The 14,383-nt window shown below is 69.9% G+C and carries 12 protein-coding genes; 11 read left to right on the top strand and 1 reads right to left on the bottom strand.

Annotated elements, in window-relative coordinates:
* The first annotated feature begins 61 nt into the window (after positions 1 to 61).
* The 9 genes from ftsW to OHA05_RS09085 all read left to right on the top strand — a co-directional run bounded on the left by ftsW (position 62) and on the right by OHA05_RS09085 (position 8,588).
* Positions 62 to 1,438 (top strand): putative lipid II flippase FtsW, encoded by a 1,377-nt coding sequence (gene ftsW / locus OHA05_RS09125; RefSeq protein ID WP_313946869.1) that lies wholly within the window; start codon positions 62 to 64, stop codon positions 1,436 to 1,438.
* A gap of 6 nt (positions 1,439 to 1,444) precedes the next feature.
* On the top strand, positions 1,445 to 2,539 hold the full coding sequence (gene murG, locus OHA05_RS09120) for an undecaprenyldiphospho-muramoylpentapeptide beta-N-acetylglucosaminyltransferase (RefSeq protein WP_313946870.1): 1,095 nt from the start codon (positions 1,445 to 1,447) through the stop codon (positions 2,537 to 2,539).
* Positions 2,540 to 2,594: 55 nt separating this feature from the next.
* Positions 2,595 to 3,398: a cell division protein FtsQ/DivIB gene (locus OHA05_RS09115; RefSeq protein ID WP_328860266.1), complete on the top strand. Its 804-nt coding sequence runs from the start codon at positions 2,595 to 2,597 to the stop codon at positions 3,396 to 3,398.
* 276 nt (positions 3,399 to 3,674) lie between these two features.
* Entirely contained in the window at positions 3,675 to 4,871 is a 1,197-nt protein-coding gene (gene ftsZ / locus OHA05_RS09110; protein ID WP_313946872.1) for a cell division protein FtsZ, read from the top strand.
* Positions 4,868 to 5,617, top strand: a complete 750-nt coding sequence (gene pgeF, locus OHA05_RS09105) for a peptidoglycan editing factor PgeF (RefSeq protein WP_328860265.1) — start codon at positions 4,868 to 4,870, stop codon at positions 5,615 to 5,617. The genes ftsZ and pgeF overlap by 4 nt, the downstream gene beginning before the upstream one ends.
* Positions 5,614 to 6,333 (top strand): YggS family pyridoxal phosphate-dependent enzyme, encoded by a 720-nt coding sequence (locus tag OHA05_RS09100; protein WP_328860264.1) that lies wholly within the window; start codon positions 5,614 to 5,616, stop codon positions 6,331 to 6,333. The genes pgeF and OHA05_RS09100 overlap by 4 nt, the downstream gene beginning before the upstream one ends.
* Positions 6,334 to 6,457: 124 nt before the next feature.
* Positions 6,458 to 7,063 carry a cell division protein SepF gene (locus tag OHA05_RS09095; RefSeq protein ID WP_313946875.1) on the top strand — a complete coding sequence of 202 codons (606 nt, stop codon included), beginning with the start codon at positions 6,458 to 6,460 and terminating at the stop codon, positions 7,061 to 7,063.
* A 67-nt stretch (positions 7,064 to 7,130) separates the two neighbouring features.
* On the top strand, positions 7,131 to 7,421 hold the full coding sequence (locus OHA05_RS09090) for a YggT family protein (protein WP_313946876.1): 291 nt from the start codon (positions 7,131 to 7,133) through the stop codon (positions 7,419 to 7,421).
* A 54-nt stretch (positions 7,422 to 7,475) separates the two neighbouring features.
* Positions 7,476 to 8,588 carry a DivIVA domain-containing protein gene (locus OHA05_RS09085; RefSeq protein WP_327684736.1) on the top strand — a complete coding sequence of 371 codons (1,113 nt, stop codon included), beginning with the start codon at positions 7,476 to 7,478 and terminating at the stop codon, positions 8,586 to 8,588.
* Between the two features lie 466 nt (positions 8,589 to 9,054).
* Here the strand turns inward: OHA05_RS09085 and ileS are convergent, their stop codons facing one another.
* Entirely contained in the window at positions 9,055 to 12,192 is a 3,138-nt protein-coding gene (ileS, locus tag OHA05_RS09080) for an isoleucine--tRNA ligase (RefSeq protein WP_328860263.1), read from the bottom strand.
* Between the two features lie 544 nt (positions 12,193 to 12,736).
* Between ileS and OHA05_RS09075 the strand changes: the two genes are divergently transcribed.
* Both OHA05_RS09075 and lspA read left to right on the top strand, forming a co-directional pair.
* Positions 12,737 to 13,747 carry a TraR/DksA family transcriptional regulator gene (locus OHA05_RS09075; RefSeq protein ID WP_313946879.1) on the top strand — a complete coding sequence of 337 codons (1,011 nt, stop codon included), beginning with the start codon at positions 12,737 to 12,739 and terminating at the stop codon, positions 13,745 to 13,747.
* A 60-nt stretch (positions 13,748 to 13,807) separates the two neighbouring features.
* The gene (gene lspA / locus OHA05_RS09070; protein WP_313946880.1) at positions 13,808 to 14,374 is read left to right on the top strand and encodes a signal peptidase II; all 567 of its coding nucleotides are present in this window, start codon (positions 13,808 to 13,810) and stop codon (positions 14,372 to 14,374) included.
* The last annotated feature ends 9 nt before the right edge of the window (positions 14,375 to 14,383 follow it).

Here is a 14,383-nt window from a genome sequence, read left to right as displayed (position 1 = left end):
TCCCGGGACACCTCCCGGGAGGCTCGCAGCGCGTCAGGCACGACTGGAGGGGACAGCGACCATGCCGGCCGACGACACCGCCCCCGCCGCGCGGAGCGCGGCCCGCAGCAGGGCCGGCGTCGCCCTGCGCGGCGGGACCGCCAAGGCACGCCGCCCTGTCGCCGCCAGAGCCCCCGGGCCGGGCATTCCCCGGCCCCCGGGCGGCAACGGCGTCCGGCGGCTGTACGAACAGGCACGCAAGGCCTGGGACCGGCCGCTGACCGCCTACTACCTGATCCTCGGCAGCGCCCTGCTCATCACCGTGCTCGGCCTGGTGATGGTCTACTCCGCGTCGATGATCAAGGCGCTGGAGCTCTCGCTGCCGGCCTCGTACTTCTTCCGCAAGCAGTTCCTCGCCGCCGTCATCGGCACCGGGCTGCTGCTGCTCGCCTCCCGGATGCCGTCCAAGCTGCACCGGGCGCTGGCCTACCCGCTGCTGATGGGCACCGTCTTCCTGATGGTGCTGGTCCAGATCCCCGGGATAGGGCATGCGGTCAACGGCAACCAGAACTGGATCTACCTCGGCGGCCCCTTCCAGCTCCAGCCCAGTGAGTTCGGCAAGCTGGCGCTGATCCTGTGGGGGGCCGACCTGCTCGCCCGCAAGCAGGACAAGCGGCTGCTGACCCAGTGGAAGCACATGCTCGTACCGCTCGTCCCGGTCGCCTTCATACTGCTCGGGCTGATCATGCTCGGCGGCGACATGGGCACGGCGATCATCCTCACCGCGATCCTCTTCGGTCTGCTGTGGCTGGCCGGGGCGCCCACGCGGCTGTTCGCCGGAGTGCTCGGCGTCGCCGGATTCGTCGGCCTCATGCTGATCCGCACCAATGAGAACCGCATGTCACGGCTCTCCTGCATCGGGGCGATCGACCTCGGACCCCAGGGCGAGTGCTGGCAGGCCGTGCACGGGATCTATGCTCTTGCCTCCGGCGGATGGTTCGGATCCGGTCTCGGTGCAAGTGTGGAGAAATGGGGCCAACTCCCCGAACCTCACACCGACTTCATCTTCGCCATCGCCGGGGAGGAACTGGGCCTGGCGGGGACGCTGTCGGTGCTCGCTCTGTTCGCGGCTCTAGGCTATGCGGGTATCCGCGTTGCCGGACGCACGGAGGAACCCTTCGTGAGGTACGCGGCGGGAGGTGTGACCACCTGGATCACGGCGCAGGCCGTGGTCAACATCGGTGCGGTGCTCGGTCTGCTGCCGATCGCCGGTGTCCCGCTCCCGCTGTTCTCCTACGGAGGGTCGGCTCTGCTGCCGTCCATGTTCGCTGTCGGGCTGCTGATCGCCTTCGCGCGAGAGGATCCCGCCGCGAAGGCGGCTCTGGCCGTGCGGAGGCCAGGGGTGAGATGGAAGACGATGAGACGGCGCGTCACGAGGCGTCCGTCCGGAGAGCGGTGAATTTCGGTGCATGTCGTACTCGCCGGTGGGGGGACCGCCGGCCACATCGAGCCGGCGCTCGCCCTCGCGGATGCCCTGCGCAGGCAGGACCCGACCATGGGGATCACGGCCCTCGGCACGGAGCGCGGACTCGAGACCAGGCTGGTGCCCGAGCGGGGCTATGAGCTGGCGCTCATCCCCGCCGTGCCGCTGCCCCGCAGGCCCACGGCGGAGCTGATCACCGTCCCCGGGCGTCTGCGCGGCACCATCAAGGCCGCCGAGCAGGTCCTGGAGCGCACCAAGGCGGACTGCGTGGTCGGCTTCGGCGGCTACGTGGCCCTGCCCGCGTATCTGGCCGCCAAGCGGCTCGGTGTCCCGATCGTGGTCCACGAGGCCAACGCCCGGCCCGGCCTGGCCAACAAGATCGGCTCCCGGTACGCCGCGGGCGTTGCCGTCGCCACGCCCGACAGCAAGCTGCGCGGCGCCCGCTACATCGGCATCCCGCTGCGCTACTCCATCGCGACCCTCGACCGCGCCCGGGTACGCCCCGAGGCGCGCGCCGCGTTCGGTCTCGACCCCAATCTGCCGACCCTGCTGGTCTCCGGTGGCTCGCAGGGCGCCCGCCGTCTCAACGAGGTCGTCCAGCAGATCGCCCCCGTCCTCCAGCGCTCCGGCATCCAGATCCTCCACGCGGTCGGCCCGAAGAACGAACTGCCGCGCGTGGACAACATGCCCGGAATGCCGCCCTACATCCCGGTACCGTACGTGGACCGGATGGACCTCGCGTACGCCGCGGCCGACATGATGCTCTGCCGCGCGGGCGCGATGACCGTCGCCGAACTCTCCGCCGTCGGGCTCCCCGCCGCGTACGTACCGCTGCCGATCGGCAACGGCGAACAGCGGCTCAACGCCCAGCCCGTGGTGAAGGCCGGCGGCGGGCTGCTGGTCGACGACGCGGAACTGACCCCCGAGTGGGTCCAGGGCAATGTCCTTCCGGTGCTGGCCGATCCGCACCGGCTGTACGAGATGTCCCGTGCAGCCGCCGAGTTCGGCCGCAGGGACGCCGACGACCTCCTCGTCGGCATGGTGTACGAGGCGATGGCGGCACGCCGGCAGGCGTGAGCCTGCGCCGGTCCCGGGTCAACCCCCGGGCCCCAGCCGGAAGGAGACCGGGAGCGTGGCCGGACCGACCACCGCCGAGCGCGGTGCACGCAAGCCCTGGAAGTCCAAGGGCGAGACGTCCGGCCCGCCCCCGGGCCGCCGCCGCAGGCGCCGGCTGCGCCTGAGCGGCCGGGCCCTGCTGCTCGCCCTCGCCGCCCTCCTGTTCGCCGGCGGCGGGGTCTGGGCGCTCTACGGGTCCGATCTGCTGCGCGTGGAGCAGGTGAAGGCGTCGGGCACGGACGTTCTTTCGCCGGACGAGGTGATCGCGGTGGCGGACGTCCCGATGGGCTCGCCGCTGATTTCCGTCGACACGGGCAGCATTGAAGCCAGGCTGCTGAAGCGACTTCCGCGGATCGACTCGGTCGAGGTGTCCCGCTCGTGGCCCGACGGCGTCGCGGTGAAGGTGACCGAACGAAAGCCCGTCCTGCTCATGGCGAAGGGCGATCAGTTCGTCGAAGTGGACGCGAAGGGCGTTCGGTTCGCCACGGTCGACAAGGCGCCCAAAGCCGTTCCCATGCTGCAATTGTCGCCCGAGCGGTCGCCGAGTCTGCGCCGGTTCGGGACCGCCCGGCTTGTCGCTGAGGCAGTACGCGTCAGAAGCGAAGTCCCCGGAAAAGTCGCCACGGACACCCGGACCGTTGTAGTGCGCTCATACGACTACATCTCCCTGGAGTTGAGTCGCGACCGCACCGTGGTGTGGGGGAGCTCCGCGGACGGCCAGGCGAAGGCGCGCGCGCTCACCGCGCTGATGAAAGCCGCGCCGTCGGCCCGGCACTTCGACGTGAGCGCGCCCACCGCCCCTGCGGCGTCAGGGAGTTGACGCACATTTGCGCTGGCCAGCACCCTGGTTGGTCATCGCAACGGCTGATCACATAGGGTGAAAAGAAAAACGGGAGGTTCGGCGTGTTCATTGAACGTGCGCCACTTGTCGACTTAGTGTCCTGTTCGGAAGAGTCCAGCGAACGGACACACTGGTAACCCTAAACTTCAACGTTAGGGTTTGGGTCGGCGTTTCGGACCGTCCCATCGGCATCCGTCGTCGCGGCACGAGAACCGCGCCGTGACGACACGTAACTCGAGGCGAGAGGCCTTCGACGTGGCAGCACCGCAGAACTACCTCGCAGTCATCAAGGTCATCGGTGTCGGCGGCGGTGGTGTCAATGCCATCAACCGAATGATCGAGGTCGGTCTCAAGGGCGTCGAGTTCATCGCGATCAACACAGACGCACAGGCTCTGTTGATGAGCGACGCCGACGTCAAGCTCGACGTCGGCCGTGAACTCACCCGCGGCCTCGGCGCCGGGGCCAATCCGGCAGTCGGTCGCAAGGCGGCAGAGGACCACCGTGAGGAGATCGAGGAGGTCCTCAAGGGGGCCGACATGGTCTTCGTCACCGCAGGCGAAGGCGGCGGTACCGGCACCGGCGGCGCACCCGTCGTCGCCAACATCGCACGCTCGCTCGGCGCCCTCACGATCGGTGTGGTCACCCGCCCGTTCACCTTCGAGGGACGCCGCCGCGCGAACCAGGCGGAGGACGGCATCGCCGAGCTCCGCGAAGAGGTCGACACCCTCATCGTCATCCCCAACGACCGGCTGCTGTCCATCTCGGACCGCCAGGTCAGCGTGCTGGACGCGTTCAAGTCCGCGGACCAGGTACTGCTTTCGGGTGTCCAGGGCATCACCGACCTCATCACCACCCCGGGTCTGATCAACCTCGACTTCGCCGACGTCAAGTCGGTGATGTCCGAGGCCGGCTCGGCGCTCATGGGCATCGGCTCGGCGCGCGGCGACGACCGCGCGGTGGCCGCCGCCGAGATGGCGATCTCCTCGCCGCTGCTCGAGGCGTCCATCGACGGCGCCCGCGGCGTGCTGCTCTCCATCTCCGGCGGCTCGGACCTCGGTCTCTTCGAGATCAACGAGGCCGCGCAGCTGGTGAGCGAGGCCGCCCACCCGGAGGCCAACATCATCTTCGGTGCGGTGATCGACGACGCGCTCGGCGACGAGGTACGGGTCACGGTCATCGCGGCGGGCTTCGACGGCGGTCAGCCGCCGACCAAGCGCGACAACGTTCTCGGGTCGGCCTCGAACAAGCGTGAGGAGCCGCCGGCCACCCCGGCCCGCGGTACCGACTCGCCCCGGTCCTCCGGACTGGGCAGTGTTCCGGTCCGTGAGGAGTCCGAGCCGCTCCCGGTCGCGAACGACCTGTCGTCGTCGTCCTCCCCGCAGGTCCCGCCGGCCCGTCCGTACCCGGACACCCAGGCCGAAGAGCTGGATGTACCGGACTTCTTGAAGTGACCGTGCGGCACGACGCGATACACGCGAGCGGCGCCCATTTCGCCTTCACCGACAGGTGGGGCGGGGTGAGCGCCGTTCCGTACGAGGAGCTCAACCTCGGCGGCGCGGTCGGTGACGACCCCGCCGCCGTTCGGGCGAACCGGGCGGCCGCCGCCGAGGAGCTGGGGCTCGACCCGGACGCGGTCGTCTGGATGAACCAGGTCCACGGCAAGGACGTCGCCGTGGTCGACGGGCCGTGGGGTGACGCCCCGGTCCCGCAGGTCGACGGCGTGGTCACCGCCCGTCGCGGCCTCGCCCTCGCCGTACTGACCGCGGACTGCACTCCCGTCCTGCTCGCCGACCCGGTCGCGGGTGTGGTGGGAGCCGCGCACGCCGGCCGCCCCGGGATGGTCGCGGGGATCGTGCCCGCCACCGTGGCGGCGATGACATCGCTGGGCGCCGAGCCGGAGCGGATCGTGGCCCGTACGGGTCCGGCGGTCTGCGGACGGTGCTACGAGGTACCCGAGCAGATGCGCGCCGAGGTGGCGGCGGCCGAACCGGCTGCCTGGTCGGAGACGAGCTGGGGGACCCCGGCCGTCGATGTGACCGCCGGAGTGCATGCCCAGCTCGAAGCCCTCGGTGTCGCCGACCGGCAGGCGTCCGGATTCTGCACACTGGAGTCGCGGGACCACTTCTCGTACCGCCGGGACCGCACCACCGGGCGGCTCGCCGGATATGTCTGGCTGGCTGGAGTGACAGACGCATGACCCACCGCAGAAACGAACTCGCGACGAACCTGGCAGCAGTGGAGGAACGTATCTCCTCTGCCTGCGCGGCCGCCGGCCGCAAGCGGGAGGAGGTGACGCTCATCGTCGTCACCAAGACCTACCCCGCCAGTGATGTGCGCCTGCTCCACGAACTCGGAGTCCGGCATGTGGCCGAAAACCGTGACCAGGACGCGGCCCCCAAGGCCGAGGCCTGCTCGGATCTGGACCTGATGTGGCACTTCGTCGGTCAGTTGCAGACGAACAAGGTCCGTTCTGTTGCGAGTTATGCCGATGTGGTGCAGTCGGTCGACCGGCTGAAGCTGGTCGGCGCGCTCTCGTCGGCCGCCGTGAAGGCAGAGCGCGAGCTCGGCTGTCTGATCCAGGTCGCGCTGGACGCCGACGCGGGGACCCGGGGTGACCGGGGCGGCGTCGCGCCCGACGGGATCGAGGAGTTGGCGGCCGCGGTCGCCGAGGCGCCAGGGTTGCGGCTCGACGGGCTCATGACCGTCGCGCCGCTGGCCGGACCGTTCGCGGGACGGCAACGGGCGGCATTCGAGCGGATGATGGAATTCTCATCCAGCCTGCGCGCCGGGCATCCGGCTGCGAACATGGTGTCAGCAGGGATGAGTGCGGATCTCGAAGAGGCGGTGGCGGCCGGAGCGACACATGTACGCGTCGGCACCGCGGTACTCGGAGTCCGACCCCGGCTCGGGTAACGTCGCGAAGCAAGTCGGACCACAGCAGAAAATATGGTCATTCCCGCCACATAGCGGGCAGGCCGAGTGGATCGCGGGCACTTGGTGACGAGGCCGATCCACCACAGAGCGGAGGACTCAGAGAATGGCCGGCGCGATGCGCAAGATGGCGGTCTACCTCGGCCTCGTGGAGGACGATGGGTACGACGGCCGGGGTTTCGATCCCGACGACGACTTCGAACCCGAGCCGGAACCCGAGCGGGAGCACCGGCGGCACCAACCCCCGCACCAGGTGGAGCGGGAGGAGCCGGTGCGGGCAGTTCAGCCCCCGGCGCAGCGCGAGCCGGTTCCGCTTCCCGCTGAAAGTGGACGTCCGGCACGAATTGCCCCCGTGGCATCCATCACACCTGAACGTCCGAGCCTGGAGAAGAACGCACCGGTGATCATGCCCAAGGTCGTGTCCGAGCGGGAGCCCTACCGCATCACCACTCTTCACCCGCGGACCTACAACGAGGCCCGTACCATCGGGGAACACTTCCGCGAGGGCACCCCGGTGATCATGAATCTCACGGAGATGGACGACACCGATGCGAAGCGACTTGTCGACTTTGCCGCGGGACTCGTCTTCGGTCTGCATGGCAGCATTGAGCGAGTGACGCAGAAGGTGTTCCTGTTGTCGCCTGCTAACGTCGATGTCACGGCGGAGGACAAGGCCCGCATCGCAGAGGGCGGGTTCTTCAACCAGAGCTGAGACACGACACGGGAACGACCCGGCCGCGAGGCCGGACCGAGAGAGCCAGGGGAGAGGGAAGCGCGGGATGGGCGTCGCACTACAAGTGATCTACATCGTGCTGATGTGCTTCCTCATCGTGCTGATTTTCCGGCTGGTCATGGACTACGTCTTCCAGTTCGCCCGCTCATGGCAACCCGGCAAGGCGATGGTGGTCGTTCTTGAGGCCACCTACACTGTCACCGATCCACCGCTCAAGCTTCTGCGGCGGTTCATCCCGCCGCTGCGTCTCGGGGGCGTGGCACTCGACCTGTCCTTCTTCGTTCTGATGATCATCGTCTACATCCTGATCTCCATCGTGAACAGCGTGGGGAATTGATGTGAGCGATACGGTCTTGCCGACTGCCGACGACTACGTAGAGGTGAAGAAGAGATGCCGCTGACCCCCGAGGACGTGCGGAACAAGCAGTTCACGACCGTCCGCCTTCGAGAAGGCTATGACGAGGACGAGGTCGATGCCTTCCTCGACGAGGTCGAGTCCGAGCTGACCCGCCTGCTCCGCGAGAACGAGGACCTGCGCGCCAAGCTGGCCGCGGCGACCCGTGCGGCGGCGCAGAACCAGCAGCAGCAGGGCATGCGCAAGCCGCCGGAGCAGCAGGACGGCCGAGGCCCGGGTGCCCCGGTGCCCGCCGCCATATCCGGACCGCCGGTCCAGCAGCAGCCGCCGCAGATGGGCCCGCCCCAGCTGCCCGGTGGTGCTCCGCAGCTTCCGGCCGGTCCCAGCCACGGCGGCCCGCAGGGCCAGCACGGCCCCGGCCCGATGCAGGGTGGTCCCATGCAGGGCGGCCCCATGGGCGGTCCGATGCAGGGTGGCCCCATGGGCGGCCCGATGGGTCACGGCCCGCAGATGGGTCAGCCCGGTCAGGGCCCCGGCGGCGACAGCGCCGCCCGTGTCCTCTCGCTGGCCCAGCAGACCGCCGACCAGGCGATCGCGGAGGCCCGTTCCGAGGCCAACAAGATCGTCGGCGAGGCACGTTCGCGCGCCGAGGGCCTGGAGCGGGACGCCCGCGCCAAGGCGGACGCGCTCGAGCGGGACGCACAGGAGAAGCACCGCGTCGCGATGGGCTCGCTGGAGTCGGCCCGCGCCACGCTGGAGCGCAAGGTCGAGGACCTGCGAGGCTTCGAGCGTGAGTACCGTACGCGTCTGAAGTCCTACCTGGAGTCGCAGCTGCGTCAGCTGGAGACCCAGGCCGACGACTCGCTGGCTCCGCCGCGGACCCCGGCGGCCGCGTCGCTGCCGCCGTCCCCGTCGATGGCTTCGGCCGGCGCGGGTTCGATGGGTCACACCATGGGTGGCAACCCGTCCATGGGCCAGTCGATGGGTGGCAACCCGTCGATGGGCGGTCCGCCCTCGTACGGTGGCCAGCAGCAGATGTCCCCGGCGATGACCCAGCCGATGGCACCGGTACGGCCGCAGGCGCCGCAGCCGATGCAGCAGGCGCCGTCGCCGATGCGGGGCTTCCTGATCGACGAGGACGACAACTGACGGGCGGTCGCGCGGAGCGCGCGTAGCCGTCGGCAGGCTGAGGGCCGGGCCCGGGACCATGTCCCGGGCCCGGCCCTTGTCTTGTGCGGGGTCAGTCGCGACCGGGGTGCCTGCCGTTGGTCCTCGTTGCGCCTCAATCGCCGGCGGGGCTCGGGTTGGCTGGGCCGGTGGTTGTGCCGGGGGTGGTTGGTCTGAGCCCGGCTGGCTGCCGTTGGTGCTCGTTGCGCCTCAGTCGCCGGCGGGGCTGGAGAGTCGGCCCGTGTGGCGGGCCCGGGTCCTTCGCGCCTCAATCGCCGGCGGGGCTTGATGTGGTGCGGCCGGCGGTCCTGCTCGGGTTGGTACCGCCTGACCGGGGTTGCGGGGCCGGGCCTCGCGGTTGGCCGGGGTCCGCGCATCCCCCAGCGGGTCGCCCCGACAACACGAAGGGGCCCGGGGCCGAAGCCCCGGGCCCCTCCCTGTAGGGCCGTTACTGCTTGTGCAGGTGGAACGTCAGGGACAGGCCCTCGTCCGTGAAGGGCGGGCCGAAGTCCGCGGGCGGCGTCGACGCGGTGAACGACGTCGCCAGTACCTCGTCCGCGATCAGCGGCGCGTGTTCCGTGAGCGCCTCCGTCGTCGAGGGGTCCGTCGAGGACCAGACGACCGCGATCCGGTCCGCCACATCGAGGCCGCTGTTCTTGCGCGCCTCCTGGATCAGGCGGATCGCGTCACGTGCGAGTCCCGCGAGACGCAGCTCGGGGGTGATCTCCAGGTCGAGCGCGACCGTCGCGCCCGCGTCGGACGCCACCGACCAGCCCTCGCGCGGGGTCTCCGTGATGATCACCTCGTCCGGGGAGAGGGTGATCGTCTCGCCGTCGACCGTCACCGTGGCCGTGCCGTTGCGCAGCGCGAGCGACAGGGCCGCCGCGTCCGCCTCGGCGACCGCCTTGGCCACGGCCTGCACGCCCTTGCCGAACCGCTTGCCCAGCGCCCGGAAGTTGGCCTTCGCCGTCGTGTCGACGAGCGAGCCGCCGACCTCGGCGAGGGTGGCGAGCGAGGAGACGTTCAGCTCCTCGGTGATCTGCGCGCGCAGCTCGGGGGAGAGCGACTCGAAGCCCGTCGCCGCCACCAGCGCACGCGACAGCGGCTGGCGGGTCTTGACGCCCGACTCGGCCCGCGTCGCGCGTCCCAGCTCGACCAGCCGCCGTACCAGCGCCATCTGCTGGGACAGCACCGGGTCGATCGCGTCCAGGTCCGCCGCCGGCCAGGTGGACAGGTGCACCGACTCGGGCGTGTCCACCGTCACCGGGACCACCAGGTCCTGCCAGACCCGCTCCGTGATGAACGGGGTCAGCGGCGCCATGAGCCGCGTCACCGTCTCCACCACGTCGTGGAGCGTGCGCAGGGCCGCCTTGTCGCCCTGCCAGAAGCGGCGGCGCGAGCGGCGCACGTACCAGTTCGACAGGTCGTCGACGAACGAGGACAGCAGCTTGCCGGCGCGCTGGGTGTCGTACGACTCCATCGCCTGCGTCGTCTGGTCCACGAGCGCGTTGAGCTCGCTCAGCAGCCATCGGTCCAGCACCGTGCGCTCGGCCGGGGCCGGATCGGCCGCGGACGGCGCCCAGTTGGACGTGCGGGCGTACAGGGCCTGGAAGGCCACCGTGTTCCAGTAGGTGAGGAGCGTCTTGCGGACGACCTCCTGGATGGTGCCGTGACCGACCCGGCGGGCGGCCCACGGGGAGCCGCCGGCGGCCATGAACCAGCGCACCGCGTCCGCGCCGTGCTGATCCATGAGCGGGATCGGCTGGAGGATGTTCCCCAGGTGCTTGGACATCTTGCGGCCGTCCTCGGCGAGGATGTGGCCGAGGCACACGACGTTCTCGTACGAGGACTTGTCGAAGACCAGGGTGCCGACCGCCATCAGGGTGTAGAACCACCCGCGGGTCTGGTCGATCGCCTCCGAGATGAACTGCGCCGGGTAGCGCTTCTCGAAGATCTCCTTGTTCCGGTACGGGTATCCCCACTGCGCGAACGGCATCGAACCCGAGTCGTACCAGGCGTCGATGACCTCGGGCACACGCGTCGCGGTGGCGGAGCACTGCGGGCAGTCGAAGGTGACCGCGTCGATGTACGGGCGGTGCGGGTCCAGCGCCGACTGGTCGGTGCCCGTCAGCTCGGTCAGCTCGGCACGCGAGCCGACGACCGTGAGGTGGTCCTCCTCGCAGCGCCAGATCGGCAGCGGCGTGCCCCAGTAGCGGTTGCGGGAGAGCGCCCAGTCGATGTTGTTGTTGAGCCAGTCGCCGAACCGGCCCTGCTTGACCGAGTCGGGGAACCAGTTGGTGTTCTCGTTCTCCTCGAGCAGCCGGTCCTTGATGGCGGTGGTGCGGATGTACCAGGACGGCTGCGCGTAGTAGAGCAGCGCCGTGTGGCAGCGCCAGCAGTGCGGGTAGCTGTGCTCGTACGGGACGTGCCGGAAGAGCAGGCCGCGCGTCTGGAGGTCCTCGGTCAGCGCCTCGTCGGCCTTCTTGAAGAAGACGCCGCCGACCAGCGGGACGTCCTCCTCGAAGGTGCCGTCCGGGCGGACCGGGTTCACCACGGGCAGACCGTAGGCGCGGCAGACTTTGAGGTCGTCCTCACCGAAGGCGGGGGACTGGTGGACCAGACCCGTACCGTCCTCGGTCGTGACGTACTCGGCGTTCACGACGTAGTGCGCGGGTGCCGGGAACTCGACCAGCTCGAAGGGGCGCTGATACGTCCAGCGCTCCATCTCGGCGCCGGTGAACGACGCCCCGGTGGTCTCCCAGCCTTCGCCGAGCGCCTTCTCCAGCAGCGGCTCGGCGACGACCAGCTTCTCGTTGCCATCGGTGGCCACCACATAGGTGACCTCGGGGTGCGCGGCGACCGCCGTGTTGGACACCAGCGTCCAGGGGGTCGTCGTCCACACCAGCAGCGACGCCTCGCCGGCGAGGGGGCCCGAGGTGAGCGGGAAGCGGACGAAGACCGAGGGGTCCACGACCGTCTCGTAGCCCTGCGCCAGCTCGTGGTCGGACAGGCCGGTGCCGCAGCGGGGGCACCAGGGCGCGACGCGGTGGTCCTGGACCAGCAGGCCCTTGTTGAAGATCTCCTTCAGCGACCACCAGACGGACTCGATGTACGAGGGGTCCATCGTGCGGTACGCGTCGTCGAGGTCGACCCAGTAGCCCATGCGGTTCGTCAGTTCCGCGAAGGCGTCGGTGTGCCGGGTCACCGACTCGCGGCACTTCTCGTTGAACTCGGCGATGCCGTACGCCTCGATGTCCTTCTTGCCGGAGAAGCCGAGCTCCTTCTCGACGGCGAGCTCGACCGGCAGCCCGTGGCAGTCCCAGCCGGCCTTGCGGCCGACGTGGTAGCCGCGCATGGTGCGGAAGCGCGGGAAGACGTCCTTGAAGACGCGGGCCTCGATGTGGTGGGCGCCGGGCATGCCGTTGGCGGTCGGCGGGCCCTCGTAGAACACCCATTCGGGGCGGCCCTCGGACTGATCGAGGCTCTTGGCGAAGATCTTGCTCTCGCGCCAGAAGTCGAGCACGGCGTGCTCGAGCGCGCCCAGGTCGACCTGGGCGGGTACCTGGCGGTACTGCGGGGGTGCCATCTACGAACTCCTCCGGCGGACAGTTGCTCTTCCGTCGGAGGGACGAGAGCTGGGCTCCCGCGGTACCACCCTCCTTGGCGGCGCGGAACGCACCGCCCCCTCATTGGGGTCGCGACGCCGGGTCTACTCGCCTCACGGCTTTCTTCCGGCAGCTCCGGGGTGATCCTTCACATCGCGCTCGCCCCCGGGCTCTCACCGTCCCCGGGTCGCTCATGGCTGCGTACGGCGCTACTCGTCCCCATCCAAGCCTTTCGCTCCGCCCAGTGTACGGGCCGCCGCGAGGCACGTCCGACCGGTTTTCGAGGGCACCGTCGCGGCGCCCCGCGCGTGACCCGAATGGCCACTCCCGCCCGACCGGCTCCCGGCGGCCCGATGTCGGCGGATTACCCGGCGGGGAGCTGGGCACAACCGATGCAGGTTCGTCTCACCGCAGGCCGGGGCGGGCCCGCGCGGCGGTCTGCCCCGTTTGCTGCGGAGCTGGGGTCGATTTATCGTCCCAGCACGATTCGCGTGCAAGATCACAATATGTGAAGGGGCCGCGGCCATGGTGGCGAAGAAGACTGCCGAGAGGAAACCGGCGTCCAGCAGATCCACCGCCGCTGAGGCGGCGGCCAAGGGCGGGAGCGGGAAGAAGAGCACCGTCATGAACCAGGCTGCGGCACCCGAGGACAAGGCCACGGCGAAGAGGACGACCGCGAAGAAGGCGACCGGGAAGAAGACGGCGAACGCGAACAGGACGGCCGTGAAGACGGCGAACGCGAAGAAGGCGGCGGCCGGGAAATCGGCCGGGGCGGACAAGAGCGCCCCCGCCAAGAAGGCTTCCGCCACGAAGAGGGCGGCTGCCGCTGAGGCAGCGGCCGGGAAGACGTCCGCCACGAAGACGGCGGGCGGCAGGACCGCGGCGAGGAAGACCGCCGCGGACAAGGCGAAGGCCGTGAAGGAGACGGCCGCCGCACCGGCGGCGAAGGCGCCGGTGAAGAAGGCACCTGCGAAGAAGGCCATGGCCGCGAAGGCCGCGAAGAAGGCCGCACCGGCGGCCAAGGGGGCGGCCGAGGCCGCACAGCAGACAGGAGCCAGGACGGTGCGAGCGAAGAAGACCGCGGCGGGAGCCGGCAACAGTGCCACGGCGGTGCCCGGGGCACCCGTGACGGCCGCGCCCGGAGAGCTGGCCGTACGGGCCGGCGAGGACCCGTGGACGCCGGATGAGGTCGCCGAGGCGCGGGCCGAGCTGGAGGGCGAGGTGGTCCGGCTGAACGCCGAGCTGACCACGTCCGAGGCGGCGCTGGCGGGTCTCATGCGGGACTCCGGGGACGGCGCCGGTGACGACGACGCCGACACCGGGAGCAAGAACATCACGCGCGAGCACGAGCTGGCGCTCGCCGCCAACGCCCGGGAGATGCTGGAACAGACCGAGCGCGCGCTCCAGCGGCTCGACGCCGGCACCTACGGTCTCTGCGAGAACTGCGGCAACCCCATCGGCAAGGCCCGCATGCAGGCGTTCCCGCGCGCGACCCTGTGCGTGGAGTGCAAGCAGAAGCAGGAACGGCGGGTCTGAGCGCGGCAGGTCGGTGCCGTACCCTCGTGCTCAGTCAGGCACCTAGGTTGAGGGACTCACGTGGCAGAGGCGGAGCGCATCATCGGTACGCCGGATTCAGCAGGAGCCGACGAAGCTGCGGCGCCCGCCGAGCCGCCCCGGCGCGGGCGGAAGATCGCCGTGCTCTTCGGTGTGGCCGTGGTGGCGTATCTGCTCGACCTCGTCACCAAGATGATCGTGGTGGCGAAGCTCGAGCACCACGAGCCGATCGAGGTCATCGGTGATCTGCTGAAGTTCGAGGCGGTACGGAACGCGGGCGCGGCCTTCGGTATCGGCGAGGCCTTCACCGTGATCTTCACCGTCATCGCGGCCGCGGTGATCATCGTGATCGCCCGGCTGGCGCGCAAGCTCTACAGCATGCCCTGGGCCATCGCCCTCGGCCTGCTGCTCGGTGGTGCGCTCGGCAATCTCACCGACCGGATCTTCCGCTCTCCCGGCGTCTTCAAGGGTGCGGTCGTGGACTTCATCGCGCCCGCACACTTCGCCGTCTTCAACCTCGCCGACTCCGCGATCGTCTGCGGCGGCATCCTCATCGTGATCCTCTCCTTCCGGGGGCTGGACCCCGACGGGACCGTCCACAAGGACTGACAAGGCATA

This window comes from Streptomyces sp. NBC_00306, from assembly GCF_036169555.1.
GTDB classification, from domain to species: domain Bacteria; phylum Actinomycetota; class Actinomycetes; order Streptomycetales; family Streptomycetaceae; genus Streptomyces; species Streptomyces achmelvichensis.
Note: the sequence above shows the minus strand (reverse complement) of the source record. Positions and strands in the feature narration are given on the sequence as shown.

What these genes read in the sequence shown, in the direction of transcription:
- OHA05_RS09090 (WP_313946876.1), top strand. Translation starts at nt 7,131, where the DNA reads ATGGGCGTCGCACTACAAGTGATCTACATCGTGCTGATGTGCTTCCTC.
- OHA05_RS09085 (WP_327684736.1), top strand. Translation starts at nt 7,476, where the DNA reads ATGCCGCTGACCCCCGAGGACGTGCGGAACAAGCAGTTCACGACCGTC.
- OHA05_RS09075 (WP_313946879.1), top strand. Translation starts at nt 12,737, where the DNA reads ATGGTGGCGAAGAAGACTGCCGAGAGGAAACCGGCGTCCAGCAGATCC.
- OHA05_RS09095 (WP_313946875.1), top strand. Translation starts at nt 6,458, where the DNA reads ATGGCCGGCGCGATGCGCAAGATGGCGGTCTACCTCGGCCTCGTGGAG.
- ftsW (WP_313946869.1), top strand. Translation starts at nt 62, where the DNA reads ATGCCGGCCGACGACACCGCCCCCGCCGCGCGGAGCGCGGCCCGCAGC.
- OHA05_RS09100 (WP_328860264.1), top strand. Translation starts at nt 5,614, where the DNA reads ATGACCCACCGCAGAAACGAACTCGCGACGAACCTGGCAGCAGTGGAG.
- ileS (WP_328860263.1), bottom strand. Translation starts at nt 12,192, where the DNA reads ATGGCACCCCCGCAGTACCGCCAGGTACCCGCCCAGGTCGACCTGGGC.